Annotated in this window: 18 protein-coding genes; 10 read left to right on the top strand and 8 right to left on the bottom strand. The window is 55.9% G+C overall.

All coding sequences use genetic code 11. From position 1 onward, the window contains the following. Positions 1-28 precede the first annotated feature (28 nt). Together LC417_RS04070 and ydgT are read right to left on the bottom strand one after the other, a co-directional pair. Positions 29-472 carry a DUF2569 domain-containing protein gene (locus LC417_RS04070; RefSeq protein ID WP_010245382.1) on the bottom strand — a complete coding sequence of 148 codons (444 nt, stop codon included), beginning with the start codon at positions 470-472 and terminating at the stop codon, positions 29-31. Positions 473-582: 110 nt separating this feature from the next. Then, positions 583-798 (bottom strand): transcription modulator YdgT, encoded by a 216-nt coding sequence (gene ydgT / locus LC417_RS04065; RefSeq protein WP_003853427.1) that lies wholly within the window; start codon positions 796-798, stop codon positions 583-585. A gap of 687 nt (positions 799-1,485) precedes the next feature. On the opposite strand from ydgT, the gene ytfQ reads away from it, so the two are divergent. From ytfQ to yjfF, 4 genes are all read left to right on the top strand, one after another. Further along, positions 1,486-2,442 carry a galactofuranose ABC transporter, galactofuranose-binding protein YtfQ gene (gene ytfQ / locus LC417_RS04060; RefSeq protein ID WP_010245380.1) on the top strand — a complete coding sequence of 319 codons (957 nt, stop codon included), beginning with the start codon at positions 1,486-1,488 and terminating at the stop codon, positions 2,440-2,442. Between the two features lie 76 nt (positions 2,443-2,518). Next, complete coding sequence (locus LC417_RS04055; RefSeq protein ID WP_010245377.1) at positions 2,519-4,039, top strand: sugar ABC transporter ATP-binding protein; 1,521 nt, start codon at positions 2,519-2,521, stop codon at positions 4,037-4,039. After that, complete coding sequence (gene ytfT / locus LC417_RS04050) at positions 4,032-5,048, top strand: galactofuranose ABC transporter, ATP-binding protein YtfT (RefSeq protein ID WP_031591461.1); 1,017 nt, start codon at positions 4,032-4,034, stop codon at positions 5,046-5,048. Before LC417_RS04055 ends, ytfT begins: the two co-directional genes overlap by 8 nt. Continuing rightward, positions 5,045-6,031, top strand: a complete 987-nt coding sequence (gene yjfF, locus LC417_RS04045; RefSeq protein ID WP_010245373.1) for a galactofuranose ABC transporter, permease protein YjfF — start codon at positions 5,045-5,047, stop codon at positions 6,029-6,031. Before ytfT ends, yjfF begins: the two co-directional genes overlap by 4 nt. A 44-nt stretch (positions 6,032-6,075) precedes the next feature. Here yjfF and LC417_RS04040 read toward each other — a convergent pair whose 3' ends face one another. The 3 genes from LC417_RS04040 to LC417_RS04030 form a co-directional block, all read right to left on the bottom strand. Then, positions 6,076-6,543, bottom strand: a complete 468-nt coding sequence (locus tag LC417_RS04040) for a GNAT family N-acetyltransferase (RefSeq protein ID WP_022625709.1) — start codon at positions 6,541-6,543, stop codon at positions 6,076-6,078. Positions 6,544-7,604: 1,061 nt separating this feature from the next. Then, positions 7,605-9,104: an L-arabinose isomerase gene (gene araA / locus LC417_RS04035; protein WP_010670082.1), complete on the bottom strand. Its 1,500-nt coding sequence runs from the start codon at positions 9,102-9,104 to the stop codon at positions 7,605-7,607. A gap of 202 nt (positions 9,105-9,306) precedes the next feature. Beyond that, positions 9,307-11,010 carry a ribulokinase gene (locus LC417_RS04030; protein WP_010670083.1) on the bottom strand — a complete coding sequence of 568 codons (1,704 nt, stop codon included), beginning with the start codon at positions 11,008-11,010 and terminating at the stop codon, positions 9,307-9,309. A gap of 365 nt (positions 11,011-11,375) precedes the next feature. On the opposite strand from LC417_RS04030, the gene LC417_RS04025 reads away from it, so the two are divergent. The 5 genes from LC417_RS04025 (at position 11,376) to LC417_RS04005 (ending at position 17,118) form a co-directional block, all read left to right on the top strand. Beyond that, positions 11,376-12,359 carry an arabinose ABC transporter substrate-binding protein gene (locus LC417_RS04025; RefSeq protein ID WP_010245365.1) on the top strand — a complete coding sequence of 328 codons (984 nt, stop codon included), beginning with the start codon at positions 11,376-11,378 and terminating at the stop codon, positions 12,357-12,359. 99 nt (positions 12,360-12,458) lie between these two features. Further along, entirely contained in the window at positions 12,459-13,979 is a 1,521-nt protein-coding gene (gene araG, locus LC417_RS04020) for an L-arabinose ABC transporter ATP-binding protein AraG (RefSeq protein ID WP_010245364.1), read from the top strand. A gap of 12 nt (positions 13,980-13,991) precedes the next feature. Continuing rightward, a complete protein-coding gene (araH, locus tag LC417_RS04015) occupies positions 13,992-14,975 on the top strand; it encodes an L-arabinose ABC transporter permease AraH (protein WP_010245363.1) in 984 nt (327 codons plus the stop codon). 76 nt (positions 14,976-15,051) lie between these two features. Further along, positions 15,052-15,969: an arabinose operon transcriptional regulator AraC gene (araC, locus tag LC417_RS04010; protein ID WP_003853440.1), complete on the top strand. Its 918-nt coding sequence runs from the start codon at positions 15,052-15,054 to the stop codon at positions 15,967-15,969. Between the two features lie 102 nt (positions 15,970-16,071). Then, positions 16,072-17,118: an oxidoreductase gene (locus LC417_RS04005; RefSeq protein ID WP_010670085.1), complete on the top strand. Its 1,047-nt coding sequence runs from the start codon at positions 16,072-16,074 to the stop codon at positions 17,116-17,118. An 80-nt stretch (positions 17,119-17,198) separates the two neighbouring features. Here the strand turns inward: LC417_RS04005 and add are convergent, their stop codons facing one another. The 3 genes from add to malX all read right to left on the bottom strand — a co-directional run bounded on the left by add (position 17,199) and on the right by malX (position 21,116). Then, entirely contained in the window at positions 17,199-18,194 is a 996-nt protein-coding gene (add, locus tag LC417_RS04000) for an adenosine deaminase (protein ID WP_158149336.1), read from the bottom strand. Between the two features lie 143 nt (positions 18,195-18,337). Then, the gene (locus LC417_RS03995; protein ID WP_223565520.1) at positions 18,338-19,510 is read right to left on the bottom strand and encodes a MalY/PatB family protein; all 1,173 of its coding nucleotides are present in this window, start codon (positions 19,508-19,510) and stop codon (positions 18,338-18,340) included. 16 nt (positions 19,511-19,526) lie between these two features. After that, positions 19,527-21,116 (bottom strand): maltose/glucose-specific PTS transporter subunit IIBC, encoded by a 1,590-nt coding sequence (gene malX / locus LC417_RS03990; protein WP_124889941.1) that lies wholly within the window; start codon positions 21,114-21,116, stop codon positions 19,527-19,529. Positions 21,117-21,290: 174 nt separating this feature from the next. Here malX and malI point away from each other — a divergent pair, with 174 nt between their 5' ends. After that, positions 21,291-22,316 carry a Mal regulon transcriptional regulator MalI gene (gene malI / locus LC417_RS03985; protein ID WP_033779241.1) on the top strand — a complete coding sequence of 342 codons (1,026 nt, stop codon included), beginning with the start codon at positions 21,291-21,293 and terminating at the stop codon, positions 22,314-22,316. Position 22,317: the final 1 nt, after the last annotated feature.

The raw sequence follows: 22,317 nt of genomic DNA, 5'->3' as shown, positions 1-22,317 counted from the left end.
AATTAAATTCCTGACATAACTCACAGCGTTATGGCGCGATAAAGGTCGTTTTTACCCGTTTTGAGCGTTTGAAGTAGGGCGCAAACACCGCAGCGGCCAGCAGCGACAGCAGTAATGTCTGGAGGGCACGGCTATCGGTAACCGGCGTAAAGGCAAAGGTTTTCAGCGCCAGCAGCACGGTAATCAGCAGCCAGAGCAGGTAGTGACGCGGCAGGCGGCGGGAGCGCTTAAAGAACAGCCAGCTGATCCAGAGACTATAAGCCCAGACCGCCACGGCGGTGAGCAGGGAAATAGCCCAGTAAGAGAAGAGTGTGCTGCCGTGAGAAAACAGCGCCACACGCCATTCCGGATTAAACAGTGGTGTCAGATACATCGCCAGCACCAGAACGGTGGTTAACAGGGTCATTATCAGCCAGGCCAGCGGCAGCAAAAGCCAGCCACCAATACGCGGCGCAGCAACCTGTTCATTCATCGTGGTTATTCCTGTCTCGGGGAGTCGAAGCGCAGCAGAATAACATGTCCAGAGGGGCACGCCCATCCGGACAAGATCAGCGGGATAAACAGCGATAAATCAGCCGGAAATCAGACCACGTAGCGCCACACCGTTTTAGGGACACAGCCGAGATCATATAACCGTCCGCCAGAGACCAGTTCAGCACGTCGGTGATCGGCAGCCCGGTACATATTGATGATTTCCAGATCATTCGTCAGGGAGTAATTAAGATGATCGAAAAGCTTTTCCAGACTGTCTGAATTATTTACTTTGCGGAATTTAAGCAGGTAATCGTGCGCAGTCATCATTGCCATAACAGATAGAAGTAACAAAGGAGTGCTCAGTATAGGGGGCAAGCTTATGCTGTCCAGATCATGCGGCTTAAAAAAGGCGAAAATCAGATAAAAGCACCTTATTAGTCACTAAAACTCCATATCTGGCTTTTTTACTATTGTCTGAGCCAGCAACTCAGCGTCTCTATCTTAAACACCTCACTAACTAATTACGGACAGAGTCGGCATAAAGTGTTTAAAAGCAGAGGTTAAATATTATTTTTTTTCTTATTCAGCGCTGACAATGCATTAGTGGCTTCTTTCTCACCCTTTTAGCCCAAAAAAATTAACCATTCTGCACTTAGTGCCAGAGAAACGTTTCGCCACTGACTCAGGCCAGCAATCTACTGTGCGGACTATCACAAATCCCATTTTTTGTTCATCGCAGGCCGGATAACCCGTTTTGTACGCCTGGCTGTAATCGTTTCCAGTGGCAGTAAGCATAAGCGATTCTGTTTATTACAATTATTTAACGAGCAGATTTTTTCTACTCAGCCGTTTTATCCATAACTCCCTCGTCAGTCAAACCGTGTGACTACACGTAACCCCTTTAAATTGCTCTGTTTTGTGAAGTGTGTCGCCATTATGCACGCTTTTTTAGTCCAGTCTAAGCAGGCTCTCTACCCTAAACAGCAAACGCCTTTCAGAGGATTAAAAACTATGTGGAAACGTTTACTTCTGACCACGCTGGTCAGCGCCGCGTTAACCGGCCCGGTACTCGCTGCAGATATGACGGTCGGCTTCTCGCAGGTAGGTTCGGAATCTGGCTGGCGTTCGGCGGAAACCAACGTAGCGAAAAGCGAAGCCAAAAAACGCGGAATCACCCTGAAAATCGCCGACGGACAGCAGAAACAAGAGAATCAGATCAAGGCGGTACGTTCGTTCATCGCTCAGGGCGTTGATGCCATCTTCATCGCACCGGTGGTGCAGACCGGCTGGGAGCCGGTACTGGAAGAAGCCAAAGATGCCAAAATCCCGGTTTACCTGCTGGACCGCGCCATTGTGGTAAAAGACAAATCGCTGTATCAGGCGGTGGTGACGGCTGACAACGTGCTGGAAGGCAAGCTGATTGGCGACTGGCTGGTGAAAACCGTGGGCGACAAGCAGTGTAACGTGGTGGAACTGCAGGGCACGGTGGGTGCCAGCGTGGCAATCGATCGTAAGAAAGGCTTTGCTGAAGCGATCAGCAACCATCCAAACATTAAAGTGATCCGCTCGCAGTCGGGTGACTTTACCCGCAGTAAGGGTAAAGAGGTGATGGAGAGCTTTATCAAGGCGGAGAACAACGGCAAAAACATCTGCATGGTTTACGCGCATAACGATGATATGGCGATCGGTGCCATTCAGGCGATTAAAGAAGCTGGCCTGAAACCGGGCAAAGATATTCTGACCGGCTCGATTGATGGTGTACCGGATATCTATAAAGCGATGCTGGCGGGTGAGGCTAACGCCAACGTGGAGCTGACGCCAAACATGGCTGGCCCGGCGTTTGATGCGCTGGAAAAATTCAAGAAAGATGGCACGCTGCCGCCAAAAGTGATCAAGACCGAATCTAAGCTGTTCCTGCCTGCCGACGCGCAGAAGGAGCTGGATACCAAAAAAGGCATGGGTTACTGATTCACCGATCAGCCGCAGACCAGCCGCAGACCGCCCTACGGGGCGGTTTTTCATGACGTGAGGCGGAGTGAGCAGAATGACCACGCAAAATGAAACACCGCTGTTATCCATCAGCGGCGTCAGCAAAGGTTTTCCCGGCGTCAAAGCGCTGAATAATGTTTCCTTTGATATCCGTAAAGGGGAGATCATGGCGCTGCTGGGGGAGAACGGTGCCGGCAAATCCACCCTGATTAAAGTGCTGACCGGTGTTTACAGCCGTGATGCAGGGACCATCACCCTGAATGGTGAGCCGATTACGCCGCATAATACGGCGCAGGCGCAGGAGATGGGCATCGGCACCGTTTATCAGGAAGTGAATATGCTGCCGAACATGTCGGTGGCAGATAACCTCTATATTGGCCGCGAACCACGCCGCTTTGGCATGATTGACCGTCGCCGGATGGTGCGGGAGGCCGATGCGCTGATGCGGAACTATGGTTTTTCCCTTGATGTGACACGTCCGCTGGGCCACTACTCGGTGGCGATGCAGCAGATTATCGCCATCTGCCGCGCGGTCGATCTTTCCGCCCAGGTTTTGATCCTGGATGAGCCGACAGCCAGTCTGGATGCCAGCGAGGTTGAGATGCTGTTTACCCTGATGGCGCAGTTAAAAGCCAAAGGGATGAGCCTGATTTTTGTGACGCACTTTCTCGACCAGGTGTACCGCATTACTGACCGGATTACCGTGCTGCGTAACGGGCAGTTTATCGCCACCCGCGATACCGCCACGCTGCCGCAGATTGAGCTGATTAAGCTGATGCTGGGTCGCGAACTGCTGGAGACGGCGCTGCAGCGGCAGGGCAGCACGCTGCGCAGCAATCAGCCGGTGGTGTCGTTTGAAGATTACGGCAGGAAAGGCACCATTGAGCCCTTTAATCTGGAAGTTCGTCCAGGCGAAGTAGTGGGACTGGCGGGGCTGCTGGGTTCGGGCCGCACCGAAACCGCCGAGGTGTTGTTTGGTATTCGTCGTGCCGACCGAGGAACAGCGAAGATCAAAGGCAAGGTGCAGCGCATTACTAATCCGGCGAAAGCCTCGCAGCTGGGCATGGGTTTTTGCCCGGAAGATCGTAAGACTGACGGGATTATCGGCGCGGCCTCGGTTCGTGAAAATATTATTCTGGCGTTGCAGGCGCAGCGCGGCTGGTTACGGCCAATTAAGAAGCGTGAGCAGCAGGCGATTGCCGATCGTTTTATCAAGAGTCTGGGTATTCGTACGCCGCATGCAGAGCAGCCTGTGGAGCTGTTATCGGGCGGCAACCAGCAGAAGGTGCTGCTGTCGCGCTGGCTGGTGACCAAACCGCAGTTTTTAATCCTCGACGAACCGACGCGCGGCATTGATGTGGGCGCGCACGCCGAGATTATCCGTTTAATTGAATCCCTGTGCGCTGATGGTCTGGCGCTGCTGGTGATCTCCTCTGAACTCGAAGAGCTGGTCGGTTATGCCGATCGGGTGTTGATTATGCGCGATCTGAAGCAGGTGGCAGAAATTCCGCTGGAGCAGCTTTCGGTAGCGTCGATCGTCAATGCTATCGCGGACGGAGGGGTAAAACATGCTTGAGTCCCCTATGACATCTGAAAAAACGCCACGTCGTAAGCTGAAACTCCCGCCAGGGATGCCGCAAATCGCCGCGCTGCTGTTGGTGCTGTTGATTGACAGTCTGGTGGCCAATAACTTTTTTGCCGTGCATCTGCAGGATGGGCGTCTGTTCGGCAGTCCGATCGATATTCTTAACCGTGCGGCACCGGTTGCCCTGCTGGCGATCGGGATGACGCTGGTGATCGCCACCGGCGGCATCGATCTTTCCGTGGGTGCGGTGATGGCGATCGCAGGCGCGACGGCTGCGACATTGACCGTAGCCGGACACGGTGTGCCGTTTATTATTCTCTGCACGCTGGGAACCGGTTTAGCCTGTGGCATATGGAATGGCGTGCTGGTGGCGCTGCTGCGTATTCAGCCATTTGTTGCCACGCTGATTCTGATGGTCGCCGGGCGCGGAATCGCTCAGCTGATTACGCAGGGGCAGATTGTGACGTTCGACAGTGACAGTCTTGGCTGGTTTGGTAACGGCTCGCTGTGGATGTTGCCGGTCCCGGTCTGGATCACACTCGTGGTAGCGCTGGCGGTCTGGCTGCTGACGCGCAAAACCGCGCTGGGTCTGTTTATCGAAGCCGTGGGGATTAACCTGCGCGCGGCCCGTAATGCGGGGGTGACAGGCTGGCTGGTGGTAATGTCAACCTACGCCATAAGTGGCGTTTGTGCCGCTGTTGCGGGACTGATCGTCGCGGCGGATATTCGCGGTGCGGATGCTAATAACGCCGGATTATGGCTGGAGCTGGATGCGATTCTCGCCGTGGTGATTGGCGGTGCGTCGCTGATGGGTGGCCGCTTTAATCTGGTGTTGTCGCTGATAGGCGCGCTGATTATTCAGTCGATGAATACCGGGATTTTGCTCTCCGGCTTCCCGCCTGAGCTGAATCAGGTGGTGAAAGCGGTGGTGGTGATGTGCGTGCTGTTGCTGCAGTCACCACGGTTTATTGCGATGTTGAAACGGAGACGCCCGACATGATTAAACGTCATCTTCCGCTGATGATCACCTTGCTGGTGTTTGTGGCGGGTTACCTGTTTTGTCTGAGTCAGTTTCCGGGCTTTGCCTCCACCCGGGTAATCTGCAATATCCTGACCGATAATGCTTTCCTTGGGATTATCGCCGTCGGCATGACCTTCGTGATTTTATCGGGCGGTATCGATCTGTCGGTGGGTGCGGTGATCGCCTTTACCGGCGTGTTTCTTGCCCGGGCGATCGGTGATTTTCATATCGATCCGTTGCTGGCATTTGCGCTGATTCTGTCGCTGGGCGCGCTGTTCGGGGCCATGATGGGCTGGCTGATCGATGCGCTGAAGATTCCGGCATTTATCATTACGCTGGCGGGGATGTTTTTCCTGCGCGGATGCAGTTATCTGGTGTCGGAGAACTCAATTCCTATCGATCATCCGTTCTACAGCATGCTTTCCAGTCTGGCGTGGAAAGTGCCGGGCGGTGGGCGTCTCAGCCTGCTGGCGGTGATTATGCTGGTGGTGGTGTCTGGCGGGATTATTCTGGCGCACCGCACGCGCTTTGGTAACCGGGTTTACGCCATCGGTGGCAATATGACATCCGCCCAGCTGATGGGCGTTTCGACCCGTGCGACCACCATTAAGATTTATATGCTTTCCACCACGCTGGCGACGCTGGCCGGGATCGTGTTCTCGATTTATACCTCGGCAGGTTATGCGCTGGCAGGGCTGGGTGTGGAGCTGGATGCGATCGCGTCAGTGGTGATTGGCGGCACGCTGCTGTCGGGTGGTGTCGGTACAGTTTTGGGCACGCTGTTCGGTGTGTTGATTCAGGGGCTGATTCAGACCTGGATTAACTTCGACGGTACGCTGAGTTCCTGGTGGACCAAGATCGCCATCGGAATTCTGCTGTTTGCGTTTATCGCCCTGCAGCGGTTACTGACGGTCATCTGGGATCGTCAGCAGAACGCGCCCGTTAAGCGATTACCTTCCTGAGTTCTTCAGTACTCCGATCAATGGCGGCTCGCAGGAGCCGCCTTTTACTGCGCAAGGCGCAGCACCATGACCGTGACCTCTTCACCCGCGATTTGCCGCTGTTCCACCGCCTGCCATCCTGAACGCTGATAGTACGCCTGTTGATCGGGTGTATAGAGCCACAGTTCACCCATCTGCTGTTGTCTGGCTCGCGCAATCGCCTGCTGTATTAACGCTTTTGCCACGCCCTGACCCCGGAATGCCTTGTCCGTCACCACCTCACCAATCCAGAATTCTCGTGCCGGAATGTCATCCAGTTCATAGCGAATGACGCTACAGGTCGCGACCACCGTTTCGCCATCCGGTGTGGCAATAAGAGTAAATTCTGCCGAAGGTTTCTGATTGCGCTGTTTTAAACGCTCAAGGATGGCAGGCGGGTGAGACCATGCAGGAAGATGTGACCATTCAGTGTGCAACAGTTGTGCGGTTTGTCCGGCGAAGCCGGGATGTTGGTTTAGCTCGGCAATGTGCATGGCGCTGGCGACCTTTGTTTTGTCAGGCTACAAGCAATACAGGCTGGTGGGGGAAAGTGCAAGTTCATGAAAGGGTTAAGTTATAGCAAAGACTTAGGTTCTCTTTTGTATGACAGTAAAAACAATCGCTATTGGATTTAGGTGCAAGGTCAGGAAAGGTATGCCTGATCGCAAAGGATTCCCGCATCCATGCGGATCGGCCGCGCCATCCCTGGCGCGGACGCTTTGCTCTTCAGGCATATCTTTCCTTCCCGGTTGGGCTGATGCATCGCTTTAAGAAGCAGGACAGTGGATATTTCTATTGATGGTGGATTAATAGAAATTGCTGTTGGCTGATGAGAAAGGTCAGGAAAGGTATGCCTGATCGCAAAGGATTCCCGCATCCATGCGGATCGGCCGCGCCTTCCCTGGCGCGGACGCTTTGCTCTTCAGGCATACCATTCCTTCCCGGTTGGGCTAATGCATCGCTTTAAGAAGCAGGACAGTGGATATTTCTATTGATGGTGGATTAATACAAATTGCTGTTGGCTGATGAGAGAGGTCAGGAAAGGTATGCCTGAACGCAAAGGATTCCCGCATCCATGCGGATCGGCCGCGTCATCCCTGGCGCGGACGCTTTGCTCTTCAGGCATATCTTTCCTTCCCGGTTGGGCTGATGCATCGCTTTAAGAAGCAGGACAGTGGATATTTCTATTGATGGTGGATTAATTCAAATTGCTGTTGGCTGATGAGAAAGGTCAGGAAAGATATGCCTGATCGCAAAGGATTCCCGCATCCATGCGGATCGGCCGCGCCATCCCTGGCGCGGACGCTTTGCTTTTCAGGCATACCATTCCTTCCCGATTAGGCTTGATCATTGCTTTTAAAAACATGCGAGAAAGTATTAATAAGGGGTAGATAACGAGCAGTGAATTAAGGTGTTCGCCGCATGGGATTTTCAATTCCCGACTGAATAGCACAGTATTTATCAAAAACTGATGCCGCATAATCCTGCGTCGGCCGTTTCATTAACTTACTTAAGAGCGCTGTTAATTAAAAAATTGAACAGCGCCCTTTAGTTATTAACGTTTCAAACGGTAATACGCTTCGTTCCAGCGCAGTGCGTCTTTAAACGCAGGTAAACGCGTGTGCTCATCAATCACCAGCACTTCGATATCGTTCATCTCACCGTACAGATACATATCATCCAGCGTCAGCGCCTGGCTGAACACCGTATGGTGCGCGCCGCCGCCCAGAATCCACGCTTCGGATGCCGTTGCCAGTGACGGCTGGGCTTTCCACAGTGCGCGCGCAACCGGCAACTTCGGCAGCGGTTTCGGCTGTTCGATAGCATCCACCACGTTAACCAGCAGACGGAAACGATCACCCATATCAATTACGCTGGCGTTAATCGCGCGACCCGCTGGCGTTGAGAAAATCATGCGCGCCGGATCGGCTTTATCACCAATGCCCAGGAACTGCACATCGATCAATGGCTTCTCTTCAATGGCAATCGACGGGCAGACCTCCAGCATATGCGAGCCGAGGACCAGATCGTTACCGGGTGAGAAGTGATAGGTGTAATCCTCCATAAAGGAGGTGCCACCTTTGCGATCGCCTGCCAGCACTTTGAAAATGCGCAGCAGCGCAGCGGTCTTCCAGTCACCTTCACCTGCGAAGCCATAACCCTGACCCATCAGACGCTGAACCGCCAGGCCTGGCAATTGCGTCATGCCATGCAGCGTCTGGAAGTTGGTGGTGAAAGCGTGGCAGCCTTCTGCTTCCAGGAAACGTTTCAGACCCAGCTCAATGCGTGCGGCATCCAGCACGTTCTGACGCTTTTCGCCGCCGGAAGCGGCAACATCGGTAAAGCGATACAGGCTTTCATATTCGTCGACCAGCGCATTCACGTCGCCATCGCTGACGCCATTGATCACCTCAACCAGATCGCCGACGCCCCAGCCATTCACCGAATAACCGAACTGAATCTGCGCGGCGACTTTATCGCCTTCGGTCACGGCCACTTCACGCATGTTGTCGCCGAAACGCGCGACTTTCAGCTGCTGACTGGCCTGTTTGGTCAGTGCTGCACGCATCCAGTTGCCGAGGCGCTGCTGGCTGGCGCTATCCTGCCAGTGACCGGTCACCACGCTGTGCTGCAGGCCCATACGTGCGCCGATGAAACCGAACTCGCGGCCGCCGTGTGCGGTCTGGTTCAGGTTCATAAAGTCCATGTCCATGCTGTCCCACGGAATCTCCGCATTGAACTGGGTATGGAATTGCAGCAACGGCTTATTCAGCACGCTCAGGCCACCGATCCACATTTTGGCCGGGGAGAAGGTGTGCAGCCAGGTAATGATACCGACGCACTCCTTGTCATAATTGGCATCGCGACACAGAGCCAGCGCTTCATCCGGTGACTTAACCAGCGGTTTCAGCTCCAGACGCAGCGGTAAACCGGCCTGATTTAAACCCTCGACCACCTGACGTGCATTCTGTTCAACCTGGCGTAACGTCTCCGCCCCGTAGAGGTGCTGCGTGCCGATGACAAACCACACGCTGTAGCTGTTTGACTGTTCCATAAAACCACTCCTTTACTTTGAGCCTACCTCAATAGGCTATTTTATTTGTCAGTCTGAACCTGGGCAGTGCTCACACAGGCTGCTTTAGCAACCTGAACGCCCGTCAGGGCGGCCCTGAAAGGGCGAGCGTAGCGAGTCATCCTCACGTACTCCGTGTACTACGGATTGTTCCGCGCTGTCCGTGTCCAGACTGCCTGCAACATTACGCCTGCTGAGATAGGCTCTTAGCGGAAGCGGGGCGTGCGGCGTATTGCGGTTCAGCCGCCACGCACCATTGTTGATAGCGTTGATAAAGTTGTTGATAGCGGGCGACGCGCGCCGGATCGGGCTGCAGCGTCACGGCAATCGGGCTGGCCATCACCTGCTGGGCGTCGGGAACGCTGGCGTGCACACCGGCGGCGACGGCGGCGAAAATGGCCGCACCCAGCGCACAGCACTCGTCAGAGGCGACGATATCCAGTGGGCGATTCATCACATCGCAGCAGGCCTGCATAATTGCCGGGGATTTCCGCGCGATGCCGCCCAGGGTCAGAATGCTCTCGACCGGGATCTGCTGCTGTTCGAAGCACTCCATAATTGCGCGTGCGCCAAATGCGGTGGCGGCGACCAGACCACCAAACAGCGCGGGGGCATCGGTGCCCAGATTGAGGTCGGTAATTACCCCTTTCAGCCGCTGATTGGCATTTGGCGTACGGCGACCGTTAAACCAGTCCAGCACCACCGGCAGATGGTCGAGCTGCGGGTTTGCGGCCCAGGCCTCGGTCAGATCTTTAATCAGACTCTTTTGCATCTCAGCCAGCTGAGGCTTCAGCTCCGGATGCTGCTGCGCCGCCAGCTGCAGCGGCCAGCCCAGTAAACGGCTGAACCAGGCGTAGATATCACCAAAGGCAGACTGACCCGCCTCCAGCCCGATAGCGCCTGGCATTACGCTGCCATCGACCTGACCACAGATGCCTTTGATGTCGCGATCGCCGACCTTTTCAGTGTCAGCAATCAGGATGTCGCAGGTTGAGGTGCCGATCACTTTCACCAGGGTATAGGGTTTGGCACCGCCACCGACCGCGCCCATATGGCAGTCAAATGCGCCACCCGAAAGCGTCACGGTTTGCGTCAGGCCAAGACGCTGCGCCCATTCAGGGCTAAGCGTGCCGACAGGCAGATCAGCGGTCCAGGTATCGGTAAACAGGGGAGAGTCGAGCTGTTGCGTTAACAGCGGGTCCAGCGCATTGAGAAAATCGACATCGGGCAGGCCGTTCCAGTCGCCGTGCCACAGCGCCTTGTGCCCGGCCGCACAGCGCCCCCGACGCAATTTGTCAGGTGCAGTGGTGCCGCTTAACAAGGCTGGCACCCAGTCGCACAGTTCGACCCAGGAGACAGCGGCGTCACGCACGGCCGCATCTTCACGCGACACGTGCAGAATCTTCGCCCAGAACCACTCAGAGGAGTAAATCCCGCCAATATAGCGGCTGTAATCCTGGAAGCGGCCGCTGTGGCACAGCTGATTGATCTCTTCCGCTTCTTCTATAGCGGTGTGATCTTTCCACAACACAAACATCGCGTTGGGGTTGTCGGCGAACTCCGGACGCAGCGCCAGCACGTTGCCGTCGCGGTCAATAGGGGCAGGGGTCGAACCGGTGCTGTCAACACCAATGCCGACCACGGCGTTGCGCTGATCTTCACTCAGTGCATTCAGCACGCCGAGCAGTGCCTGCTCCATGGCGTCGATGTAATCCTGTGGATGGTGACGAAAACGGTTAGTGTGCGGATCGCTGTATAAGCCCTGTTGCCAGCGCGGATAGCTGAACACCGCACTCTGCAGCTCTTTGCCGCTATGACAATCCACGGCCAGCGCACGCACCGAATCACTACCAAAGTCCAGCCCAAGGGTGATGGCTCCAGCACGCATCGGAATCTCCTGTAGTTAGTTAACTCCTGTATCCTGGGTTCGGCGCGCGAAATCAGTTAGTCATCGCTGGCTGACAATATGCACTTTTCTGTCATCGGCAGTGATTTTGTGATCCATTGCAAAAGTTAAGGTCCGGTTAAATTTGCTGAATATATGGATCATTTTGTCGTGATTTTAAGATGTGATACCGCTCTACATTTTTCTTCGCTAATACCGCTAAAACTAGCCCAGCGTCTGGACAGTCTGTCAGCACATGCCAGTCTAACGCACTGATTTATGGCTGTACCCACAAAACAAAATAAACTGGTAGCGTTTACACCGATTCGTTATTAGCAGCGAAAAATAACCTGGTACCGGAGAGCATCATGCATAAATTCACTAAAGCGTTCGCGGCCATCGGTCTGGCAGCGGTTATGTCACAATCCGCTATCGCCGAGACCATGAAGCTGGGATTCTTAGTCAAGCAACCAGAGGAACCCTGGTTCCAGACAGAATGGAAATTCGCCGACAAAGCGGGCAAAGATCTTGGCTTTGATGTCATTAAAATTGCCGTGCCGGATGGTGAAAAAACCCTGAATGCCATCGACAGCCTGGCGGCTAACGGCGCGAAAGGTTTTGTTATCTGTACGCCCGATCCGAAACTCGGCTCTGCCATCATGGCAAAAGCGCGTGGCTACGGTCTGAAAGTCATCGCGGTCGATGACCAGTTCGTCACCGCCAAAGGCAAACCAATGGATACCGTGCCGCTGGTGATGATGGCTGCGACCAAAATTGGTGAGCGTCAGGGTCAGGAACTCTATAAAGAGATGCAGAAACGCGGCTGGGATGTGAAAACCACCGGCGTGATGGCGATTACCGCTAACGAACTCGACACCGCTCGTCGTCGTACCGGCGGCTCCATGGACGCCATCAAAGCCGCTGGCTTCCCGGCAGCGCAGATCTACCAGGTCCCGACCAAATCTAACGACATCCCTGGCGCATTTGACGCCGGTAACTCTCTGCTGGTTCAGCATCCTGAAGTCAAACACTGGCTGATTGTGGGTATGAACGACAACACCGTGCTGGGCGGCGTGCGCGCGACCGAAGGTCAGGGCTTTAAAGCGGCTGACGTCATCGGTATCGGCATCAACGGCGTGGATGCCATCAGTGAACTGTCGAAAGAGAAAGCGACCGGCTTCTACGGATCGCTGCTGCCAAGCCCGGATATCCACGGCTACAAAAGCAGCCAGATGCTCTACAACTGGGTCAGCAAAGGTGAAGAGCCACCGAAATTCACCGAAGTTACCGATGTGGTGCTGATCACCCGTGACAACTTCAAAACTGAACTGGCGAAAAAAGGACTGATGTAACCCTGAGCCTGCCAGGCAGTTTGTCGCCTGGCATCCTTAATAGCCAATTTCGCGCCGCCCGCCATAACCGGCCGGTGGCGCGAAAGAGTGAGGAAAAACATGAACACTGATTCAGCATTTCTGTCGTTTCATGGCATCAGTAAAACCTTCCCTGGCGTCAAAGCGTTGCAGGATATCTCCTTCGACTGCCGTGGCGGTGAAGTCCATGCTCTGATGGGCGAGAACGGCGCAGGCAAATCGACGCTGTTAAAAATACTCAGCGGCAGTTATCAGCCGAGCGGCGGTGAGATTCGTATTAAAGGCCAGCCGATGAGCTTTCAGCGCACCACCGATGCGCTGGACGCGGGCGTCGCCATTATTTACCAGGAACTGCATCTGGTGCCGGAAATGAGCGTGGCAGAGAACATCTATCTCGGTCAGATCCCGCACAAACATGGGCTGGTCAACCGTAAGCTGATGCGTTTTGAGGCGGGCCTGCAACTGAAAAATCTCGGCATGGATATCGATCCCGATATGCCGCTGAAATACCTGTCGCTGGGGCAGTGGCAGATGGTGGAGATTGCCAAAGCGCTGGCGCGTAACGCGCGTATTATCGCCTTTGATGAGCCAACCAGCTCACTTTCAGCGCGTGAAATCGACAACCTGTTCCGCGTCATCCGTCAGCTCCGTGAGGAGGGCCGGGTGGTGCTCTACGTTTCACACCGCATGGAGGAGATCTTCGCCCTCAGCGATGCCATCACCGTCTTTAAAGATGGCCGCTACGTGCGGACGTTTACCGATATGGCTAACACCCATCACGACGATCTGGTGCAGGCGATGGTGGGACGAAACCTTGGTGATATCTATGGCTATTCACCGCGTGCCAAAGGCGCGGTGCGGCTGGAGCTGGACAAGGTCGAAGCGAAGGGCGTGCGGACGCCGATTTCGCTGAAAGTCCATGCCGGTGAAATCGTCGGCCTGTTTGGCCTGGTCGGTGCCGGTCGCAGTGAACTGCTGAAAGGGCTGTTTGGCGGCACGCGTCTGCGCGGCGGTCAGGTGATTCTGGACGGCAAACCGCTGCCGCTGCGGGAGCCGATCGATGCCATCCGTGCGGGCATCATGCTCTGCCCGGAAGATCGCAAAGCCGAGGGCATTATTCCGGTGCATTCGGTGCGCGACAACATCAACATCAGCGCCCGTCGTCATAACCTTACTGCGGGCTGCCTGATTAAAAACGGCTGGGAAAATAAAAATGCCGACAGCCATATCCGCTCGCTAAACATCAAAACGCCCAGCGCCGATCAGCTGATCATGAACCTTTCCGGCGGCAACCAGCAGAAGGCGATTCTGGGACGCTGGCTGTCAGAGGATATGAAGGTGATCCTGCTGGATGAGCCAACGCGCGGTATCGATGTCGGTGCCAAACATGAAATCTATAACCTGATTTATCAGCTGGCGAACCGGGGCATTGCGGTGCTGTTCGCCTCCAGCGATTTACCGGAAGTGATGGGCCTGGCCGATCGCATCGTGGTGATGCGCGAAGGTGCCATTGCCGGTGAACTGCTACACGACGACGCCACGGAACAGCAGACGCTGAGCCTGGCGATGCCCAAAACCACTCAAGCGGCCGCCGTGGCCTGACAGGAGATCATCATGGCTTCATCCACGACCTCAAATACGCCGCAGCCCGCTTCACGCGGCGGCCTGCAGTTAGGTCGCATCTGGGACAACTTCGGCATGCTGGTGGTATTTGCACTGCTGTTTATTGTCTGTGCGATCTTTGTGCCGAACTTCGGCTCGTTTATCAATATGAAAGGCTTAGGGCTGGCAATGTCGATGTCCGGCATGGTCGCCTGCGGCATGCTGTTCTGTCTGGCTTCCGGTGATTTTGACCTGTCGGTCGCTTCCGTCATCGCCTGTGCGGGTGTGGTTACCGCCGTGGTGATTAACATGACCGAAAGCCTGTGGATTGGCGTGGGTGCCGGCCTGGTTCTCGGTATGATCACCGGCTTTATCAACGGCTTTGTCATTGCCCGCCTCAAGATCAATGCGCTGATCACCACGCTGGCGACCATGCAGATTGTCCGCGGCCTGGCCTATATCTTCTCTGACGGTAAAGCGGTCGGTATCGAAGATGAGCGTTTCTTCGAACTGGGCTTTGCCAACTGGCTTGGCGTGCCCGCTCCCATCTGGCTGACTCTGGCCACCATGCTGATCTTCGGTTTCCTGCTCAACAAAACCACCTTTGGCCGTAACACCCTGGCAATTGGCGGCAATGAAGAAGCCGCACGTCTGGCCGGTGTGCCGGTGGTGCGCACCCGCATCATCATCTTTATCCTCTCCGGTCTGGTTTCAGCGGCGGCGGGCATCATTCTGGCGTCACGTATGACCAGCGGCCAGCCAATGACCTCCATCGGCTATGAGCTGGTGGTGATTTCTGCCTGCGTGCTGGGTGGCGTTTCGCTGAAGGGCGGCATCGGTAAAATCTCCTATGTGGTGGCAGGGGTGCTGATCCTCGGCACGGTAGAGAATGCGATGAATTTATTGAATATCTCGCCATTCTCACAGTATGTGGTACGCGGTCTGATACTGTTAGCTGCGGTGATTTTTGACCGTTACAAACAGAAAAAAGCCTGATTGAGCGAGCCGTTGGTCCGCAGAGGCAGAAGCCTCTGCGGGCTATCCGAACAATAACAGACTGAGTGAGGACGCTATGTATCACCGCGAATTACCGGCCGAGCAGCAAAACCCCTTGTTGCCGGGCTATTCATTCAATGCCTGGCTGGTGGCGGGGCTGACGCCGATCACCGCCGATGGTCCGCTCGATTTCTTTATCGATCGCCCGCACGGCATGAAAGGTTACATTCTGAATCTCACTATCAAAGGTAAAGGGCGGGTATTTGACGGCGAGCGGGCATTTGACTGCGAACCTGGCGAAATGCTGCTGTTTCAGCCGAAAACGGCTCACTATTATGGTCGCGCGCCGGACAGCCCGCAGTGGTTTCACCGCTGGGTCTATTTCCGTCCGCGCGCCTACTGGCACGACTGGCTACGCTGGCAGGATGAGCAGGAGGGCGTGGGACGACTGCTGCTGCCTGAATCGCTGCGTGGCGAATTTGATCGCCTGTTTGCCAGTATCGAACAGACCCACAATTCGGGCCGTCGGTTTGCGGAAGAGCTGGCGATGAACCTGCTGGAACGGCTGCTGCTGCGCGCCGTTGAAGAAGATCCTCGTAGCCATCAGTTAATTCGCGATCCGCGCGTGATTGAAGCCTGCCAGTACGTCACCAACCATCTCGCCAGCGAGGTTAAGATTGAAGAGGTGGCGCGCCACGTCTGTCTGTCGCCGTCGCGGCTGGCGCACCTGTTCCGCGAGCAGATGGGTGTGAACCTGCTGCGCTGGCGTGAAGATCAGCGTGTAATCCGCGCGAAACTGCTGCTGCAGACCACCCAGGAACCGATCGCCTCGGTAGGACGTGAAGTGGGCTATGACGATCAGCTCTACTTCTCGCGGGTGTTCCGCAAGCGGGTCGGCGTCAGTCCCAGCGACTTCCGCCGCCGTAATCAGGATGCGCACGACAGCCTGGCCGCTCAGACCGCCTGGCCGCTGGCGCGAAGTGCTATCTCTTAGTTTTTTCGGGGAATTCCGGCTTGTCGTCATTTGGTTAATAGTCTTAAATCAATCAGGTTATCAACTAAGAGCCTGGTCAATCAGGCTCTGAGAGGAATCCAAATGAGCGATAAATTACGTGTTGGTCTGATCGGCTACGGTTTTGCCAGTAAAACGTTTCACGCCCCGCTGATTGCGGGGACGCCAGACGTCGAACTGGCAGCCATTTCCAGTAGCGACGCCAGCAAAGTCCACGCCGACTGGCCTGCCGTTAAGGTGGTGGCCGACCCTCAGGCGCTGCTGGACGACCCGACGCTGCAACTGATTGTTATTCCTACCCCGAACGACACGCACTTCCCGCTGGCAAAAGCAGCGCTGAACGCCGGTAAACATGTGGTGGTCGATAAGCCGTTCACCGTGACGTTGTCACAGGCGCGCGAACTGGATGCGCTGGCGAAAGCCAAAGGGCTGCTGCTGTCGGTGTTCCACAACCGCCGCTGGGACAGTGATTTCCTGACGCTGAAATCGCTGATTGAGGCCGGTACGCTGGGTGAAGTTCGCTACTTCGAATCGCACTTTGACCGCTTCCGTCTGGAAGTGCGTAATCGCTGGCGTGAAATGAAAGGCGCAGGCAGCGGAATCTGGTATGACCTGGGGCCGCATCTGCTGGACCAGGCGCTGCAGCTGTTTGGCCCGCCGGTCGCTATCACGGTTGATCTGGCCGAGATGCGTCCGGGCGCGCAGACCACCGACTACTTCCACGCGACGCTGACTTATCCGCAGCGCCGTGTCGTGCTGCACGCCAGCATGCTGGTAGCGGCAGAATCTGCCCGTTATACCGTCCACGGCACGCGCGGCAGTTACGTCAAATATGGTCTTGATCCGCAGGAAGATCGCCTGAAGTCAGGTGACTTCCCGCCGCAGGAAGACTGGGGCTATGACATGCGTGATGGCACTCTGACGCTGGTTGACGGAGATTCCCTGACCGAAACGACCCAGCTGACCCAGCCAGGCAACTATCCCGCTTACTATGCAGGCATCCGCGATGCGATTGCCGGACGTGGTAACAATCCGGTGACAGCGGAAGAGGCGATTCATGTGATGGAGCTGATCGAGTTAGGTCTGCAATCCGCCGAGAAACGCCAGACGATGTCGCTGAAGCGCGTTTAATGGGTCAGTGCTTAACGAAATAAGTAAAAAAGCGAAACGGGCCGGATATCCGGCCCGTTTTTTGTCGCTACGCTTCAGGATTACTGCACCCGTGCGCGAAGAGCCGCTTTCTCTGCTTCGCTAAGGAACGCAATCGTCAGACCATTTTCCTGCGCCTGACGGATCTGCGCCGCGCTCAGACCGGCAGCCGGAGCGGCGTGATGATACTCATGCGCCAGTTCAATGCCCTGAACCGCCGGATCATCCGTGTTAATCGTCGCCAGAATGCCATGCTCCAGGAAGGTCTTCAGCGGATGCTGCGCCAGTGATGGCACGGTGCTGGTCTGGATATTGGAGGTCAGGCAGGATTCAATACCAATACGGTGCTCCGCCAGGAAATCCATCAGCGCGCGATCTTCAATCGCTTTCACGCCGTGACCGATACGTTCTGCACCCAGCTCCCGAATCGCCTGCCAGATGCTCTCGGGTCCGGCCGCTTCGCCCGCATGGACGGTCACGCGGAAACCGGCATCGCGCGCCTGGGTAAAGTGGCTCAGGAACTCGCTGCCCGGGAAGCCCAGCTCATCACCCGCCAGATCGACCGCGGTGATGTGATCGCGATGGGCAAGCAAACCTTCCAGTTCGCCGAGGCAGGCATCTTCGCCAAAGGTACGGCTCATAATACCGATCAGACGCACGTCGATATCGTGCTGCTGACGGCCTGCGCGCACGCCCTCAATTACCGCTTCAACCACACCGGCAATCGGCAGGTTGTGGGTCATCGCCATATAACCAGGGGAAAAACGCAGTTCAGCATAGTGAATACCCGCGCGGGCGGCATCTTCGACATTCTCCTGCGCGATCCGGCGGCAGGCATCCAGATCACCCAGCACTTTTACACCCCAGTCGAGCTTCTGCAGGAAGCTCACCAGGTCCGGTTCATTCTGGCCGACCTGCACATGCGGACGCAGCGTCTCCAGCGTGGAAGCAGGCAGGGCGAGGTTAAACTGGCGACCTAAATCGAGAATGGTTTGTGCACGGATGTTGCCATCAAGGTGGCGGTGAATATCAGTCAGAGGAATTTTAGAATCGATCATGGCGCACTCGCTCAGTTGTCGGTGAAGTGCAGAGCATTATAAAAATATCTTGCGCAACAGCGCCAGCTATTTGCGCAACAGCCGCGCCGGATGCTGCTTAATTACGCATAACCGGCGAGCAATGGTTGCCTCGCCGGTTAAGGTCAGCCCTGCAACTGATGGATCGCCGCAATCAGGCGTGAAACGCCCTCATCAACTTTGCTGCGCGGACAGCCAACGTTAAGACGCAAAAACCCTTTGCCTGCATCACCGTAGATCGATCCGGGCATAATTGCGACCCGTTGCTGGATCAGCGCTTGTTGCAGGGCCTCTTCTGGAATGCCCAGCGGATTGATATCGAGCCAGGCGAGATAGGTCGCCTCGGGAATGTGCCAGTCAAGTGCGGGAAACTCAGCGTTAAGCCGATTGGCAACCAGTGTGAAATTATCATAAAGATAGCTGCGCAGGGCATCCAGCCAGGGTGCGCCCTGACGGTAAGCCGCAACGTGTGCCGTGACGGCCAGCACGGCCGGAGAAGAAAGGCCGTCAGCATTTTTCAGCGCCTGAAACCAGGCGGCTCTGTCCGCCGCATCCGGGATGATTCCCCACGCACCGGTCAGGCCTGGCACGTTGAAGCTTTTCGACGCCGAGGTAAACAGCGCCCAGTCACTGGGCGCCACGCTGGCCCACGGAGTATGGGGCTGATTACCCACTATCATATCCATATGAATTTCATCGCTGATCACCCGCACGCCGTGACGATCGCAGAGCGCCGCCATCTGGTGCAGCTCAGCTGCTGTCCACACTTTGCCGGTGGGGTTGTGCGGGCTGCAGAGCAACAGGATTTTGCAGCGCGGGCGCGCCAGGCGCGTCTCCAGCGCGGCCATATCACATCGCCAGCTACCATTATCTCGCTGCAGCGGCATCTCCAGCACCTGTCGCTGATTGCCGCGTACCGTTTTATAAAAAGCATCGTAGGCGGGGGTGTGGAGCACCACTTCATCATCCGGGCTGCTCCAGCGGCGCAGCATCTGCGCCACCATATAGATCACCGAGGGTCCATAAACCAGCGTGTCAGCATCGGGCTGGTAGCCGAAACGGCTGGACATCCAGTGGCAGCAGGCGGAAAGAAAATCGTCATGCTGCCAGCGACTGTAACCCAACACGCCGTGTGCTACGCGCTGTGCCAGCGCCTGCTGAACCGCTGGCGCAGTTCTTAAGTCCATATCCGAAATGGTAAACGGCAGCAGATCGGGGACGCCAAAGCGGTCAGCCACGAAATCCCACTGGGTCGACCAGCTGCCGCGGCGATCGATGACTTCGTCAAAGTTAAACATTATCGGCTCCGGCACTTCAGGCAGGGACATTCATCAGGTGTGACAGTTCATCTTTCACCGACTGCACCTGTGGACCAATAACCACCTGCAGGCTGGTCTGATTAAGATGGACCACACCTATCGCGCCGTTGGCTTTCAGCGCCGCATCATCCACTTTACTCATATCCGCCAGGGTCAGACGCAGACGCGTCAGACAATTATCCAGCGAGGTAATATTCTCCACGCCGCCAAGTGCCGCCAGAATAGCCGGTGAGTTATAGCCAGATTTACCTTTACCGGCATTGCTGACCTGCTGCGCAACCGCACTGGCACTTTCCACTTCGCGTCCCGGTGTTTTGATATTGAAGTGCAGAATGGCGAATCGGAAAATCAGGTAGTAACCAACAAACCATATCGCTGCAACAACGGGTACCCAGTACCATTTGGTCGACAGCCCGTGCAGCACACCAAACACCACAAAGTCGATGATATTGCCGTCTGTATTGCCGATAGTGACGCCCAGTATCGCCATGATGCTGAAGCCAACGCCGGTCAGCAGGGCGTGGATCAGATAGAGGAACGGGGCGACAAACAGAAACAGGAATTCGATAGGTTCGGTGGTGCCGCCAACCACGCAGGCCACCACGCCAGAGATCAACAGACCTTTGATCTTATGGCGATTCTCCGGGCGGGCGCAGTGATAGATGGCCAGGGCGGCACCTGGCAGGCCACCGAGGAAGGCAGGCATTTTACCCTGTGACAGAAAGCGGGTCGCGCTTTCAGCAAAACCGTGGGTTTCCGGGCAGGCGAGCTGCGCCTGGAAAATGGTTAAGGCACCGCTTACGCTCTTGCCACACACATCCAGTGTGCCGCCTGCATCGGTAAAGCGCATGATGGCGACCAGAATATGCTGCAGGCCAAACGGCAGCAGCAGACGTTCGCCGGTACCAAAGATCATCGGGCCAAAATCACCCGCGCTGTTAATCATCCAACCTAATCCGGTGATACCCCGCGCGAAAAAAGGCCAGATTAGCGGGACGACCAGTCCCAGTAAGCCAATCACCAGCGTGGTGATAATTGGCACAAACCGGGTGCCGCCAAAGAAAGCCAGCGCATCGGGCAGTCGGATGTTATGAAAGCGCTCATGCAGCCAGAACACCACAATACCCACAATGACCGCACCCAGAATGCCGGTATCGATCGACGGGATCCCCAGGATCGGCTGAACGTTGTTAGCTTTCAGCACGGCGGCATCGGTGGTTGGCAGAATGCCGTGGATATTGAGCCAGAAGTTGATGCTGAGGTTTAGCACGGCATACCCCACAAAGCCGGCAAACGCTGCCACGCCCTTGTTCTCGCGCGCCATACCCAGCGGAATCGCAATGGCGAACATCACCGGCAGATAGCTAAAGGCGAACGATCCGAGTTTGGCCATCCAGAGAAACAGATATTGCAGCCAGGGCTGATCCAGCACAGGTAACAGGGTCAGGACATCACGACTGCTCAGCGAACTGCCAATCCCGAGCATGATGCCGCAGAAGGAAAGCAGGGCAACCGGCAGCATAAAGGTTTTCCCCAGACTCTGGAAAAATTCCCAGACGGACATTTTTTGGTGAGAGGGTGACATGAACGCTCCTGGATAAACGGACCACTGAGTGAAGTGGCGGGATGATAAAACGTTTTACCTGGATCTTATGCGCGCTGAATCACACTCTTCAGGTCATGGACGATATAATTCTGACGTCATAAGGTGTAACGTTTTACCTTGTTTTCTAATGCTGTAGTTCAGTTGAGTAATCTGATGAGTAAAATCACCATCAATGATGTTGCGGCGGCGGCGGGCGTGTCGGTGACCACGGTATCGCTGGTGTTATCCGGCAAAGGACGGATCTCTGCGGCCACCATGGCGCGCGTGAACGAGGCCATTGAGCAACTCGGTTTCGTGCGTAACCGTTCGGCAACCATGCTGCGCGGGGGTGAGAGTGGCGTGATTGGCTTGATCGTCCGCGATCTCAGCCAGCCATTTTATGCCGAAATGACGGCAGGTCTGAGTGAGGCGCTGGAGAAGCAGGGCAAATTGCTGTTCCTGACGCAGAGCGGCGCCCAGGGACAGCATCTGCATCGCTGCTTTGAGTCACTGGTCGCTCAGGGAGTGGATGGCGTGGTGCTGGGAGGCGGTGCCGATAAGGCCAGCCAGATCGTGACGCGGGCCAGAGAGGTGAATATGGCCTTAGTCTGTGCCGCGCGCGCCAGTAGCCTGGAGGAGGTAGACGCTATCCGCCCCGATAATGCTCAGGCTGCGCGTCTGGCCACAGAATACCTGATTCGTCAGGGGCATCAGCGCATTGCCTGGCTGGGCGGTCATAGCGCATCACTGACCCGGGCAGAACGTCTTGGCGGCTATTGCGCCACCCTGCTGCAATATGGGCTGCCGTTCCGGCCTGAATGGATTATTGAATGCGGTAACACGCAAAAAGAGGCGGCTGATGCGGCGGTACAGCTGTTTCAGCACCATCCGCGGCTGACTGCCGTGCTGGCCTATAACGCCACTACCGCGCTGGGATGCTATTTTGGGCTGTTGCGCACCGGGCGAACATTCGCCCGGGGTGCAGTCGACAGCTATTACGATCAGCAGCTGGCTCTGATGGGCTTTGGCGATGAACCGCAGGCGGAACTGACCGATCCGCCGCTGACGTTTGTCACCAGTTCAGCCCGGGAGATTGGCCGTGTGGCAGCTGAGCGTATCCTGCAACGGATAGCGCAACCGGATGCCGCCCGGCAGAACGTGATTATGCCGCCGCAGCTGGTTATTCGCGGCTCGGCATAAA

The organism is Pantoea sp. OVA07A, assembly GCF_019969975.1.
Classification (GTDB): domain Bacteria; phylum Pseudomonadota; class Gammaproteobacteria; order Enterobacterales; family Enterobacteriaceae; genus Pantoea; species Pantoea agglomerans.
The sequence above is the reverse complement of the archived record's forward strand: the minus strand, read 5'-3'. Positions and strand labels throughout refer to the sequence as shown.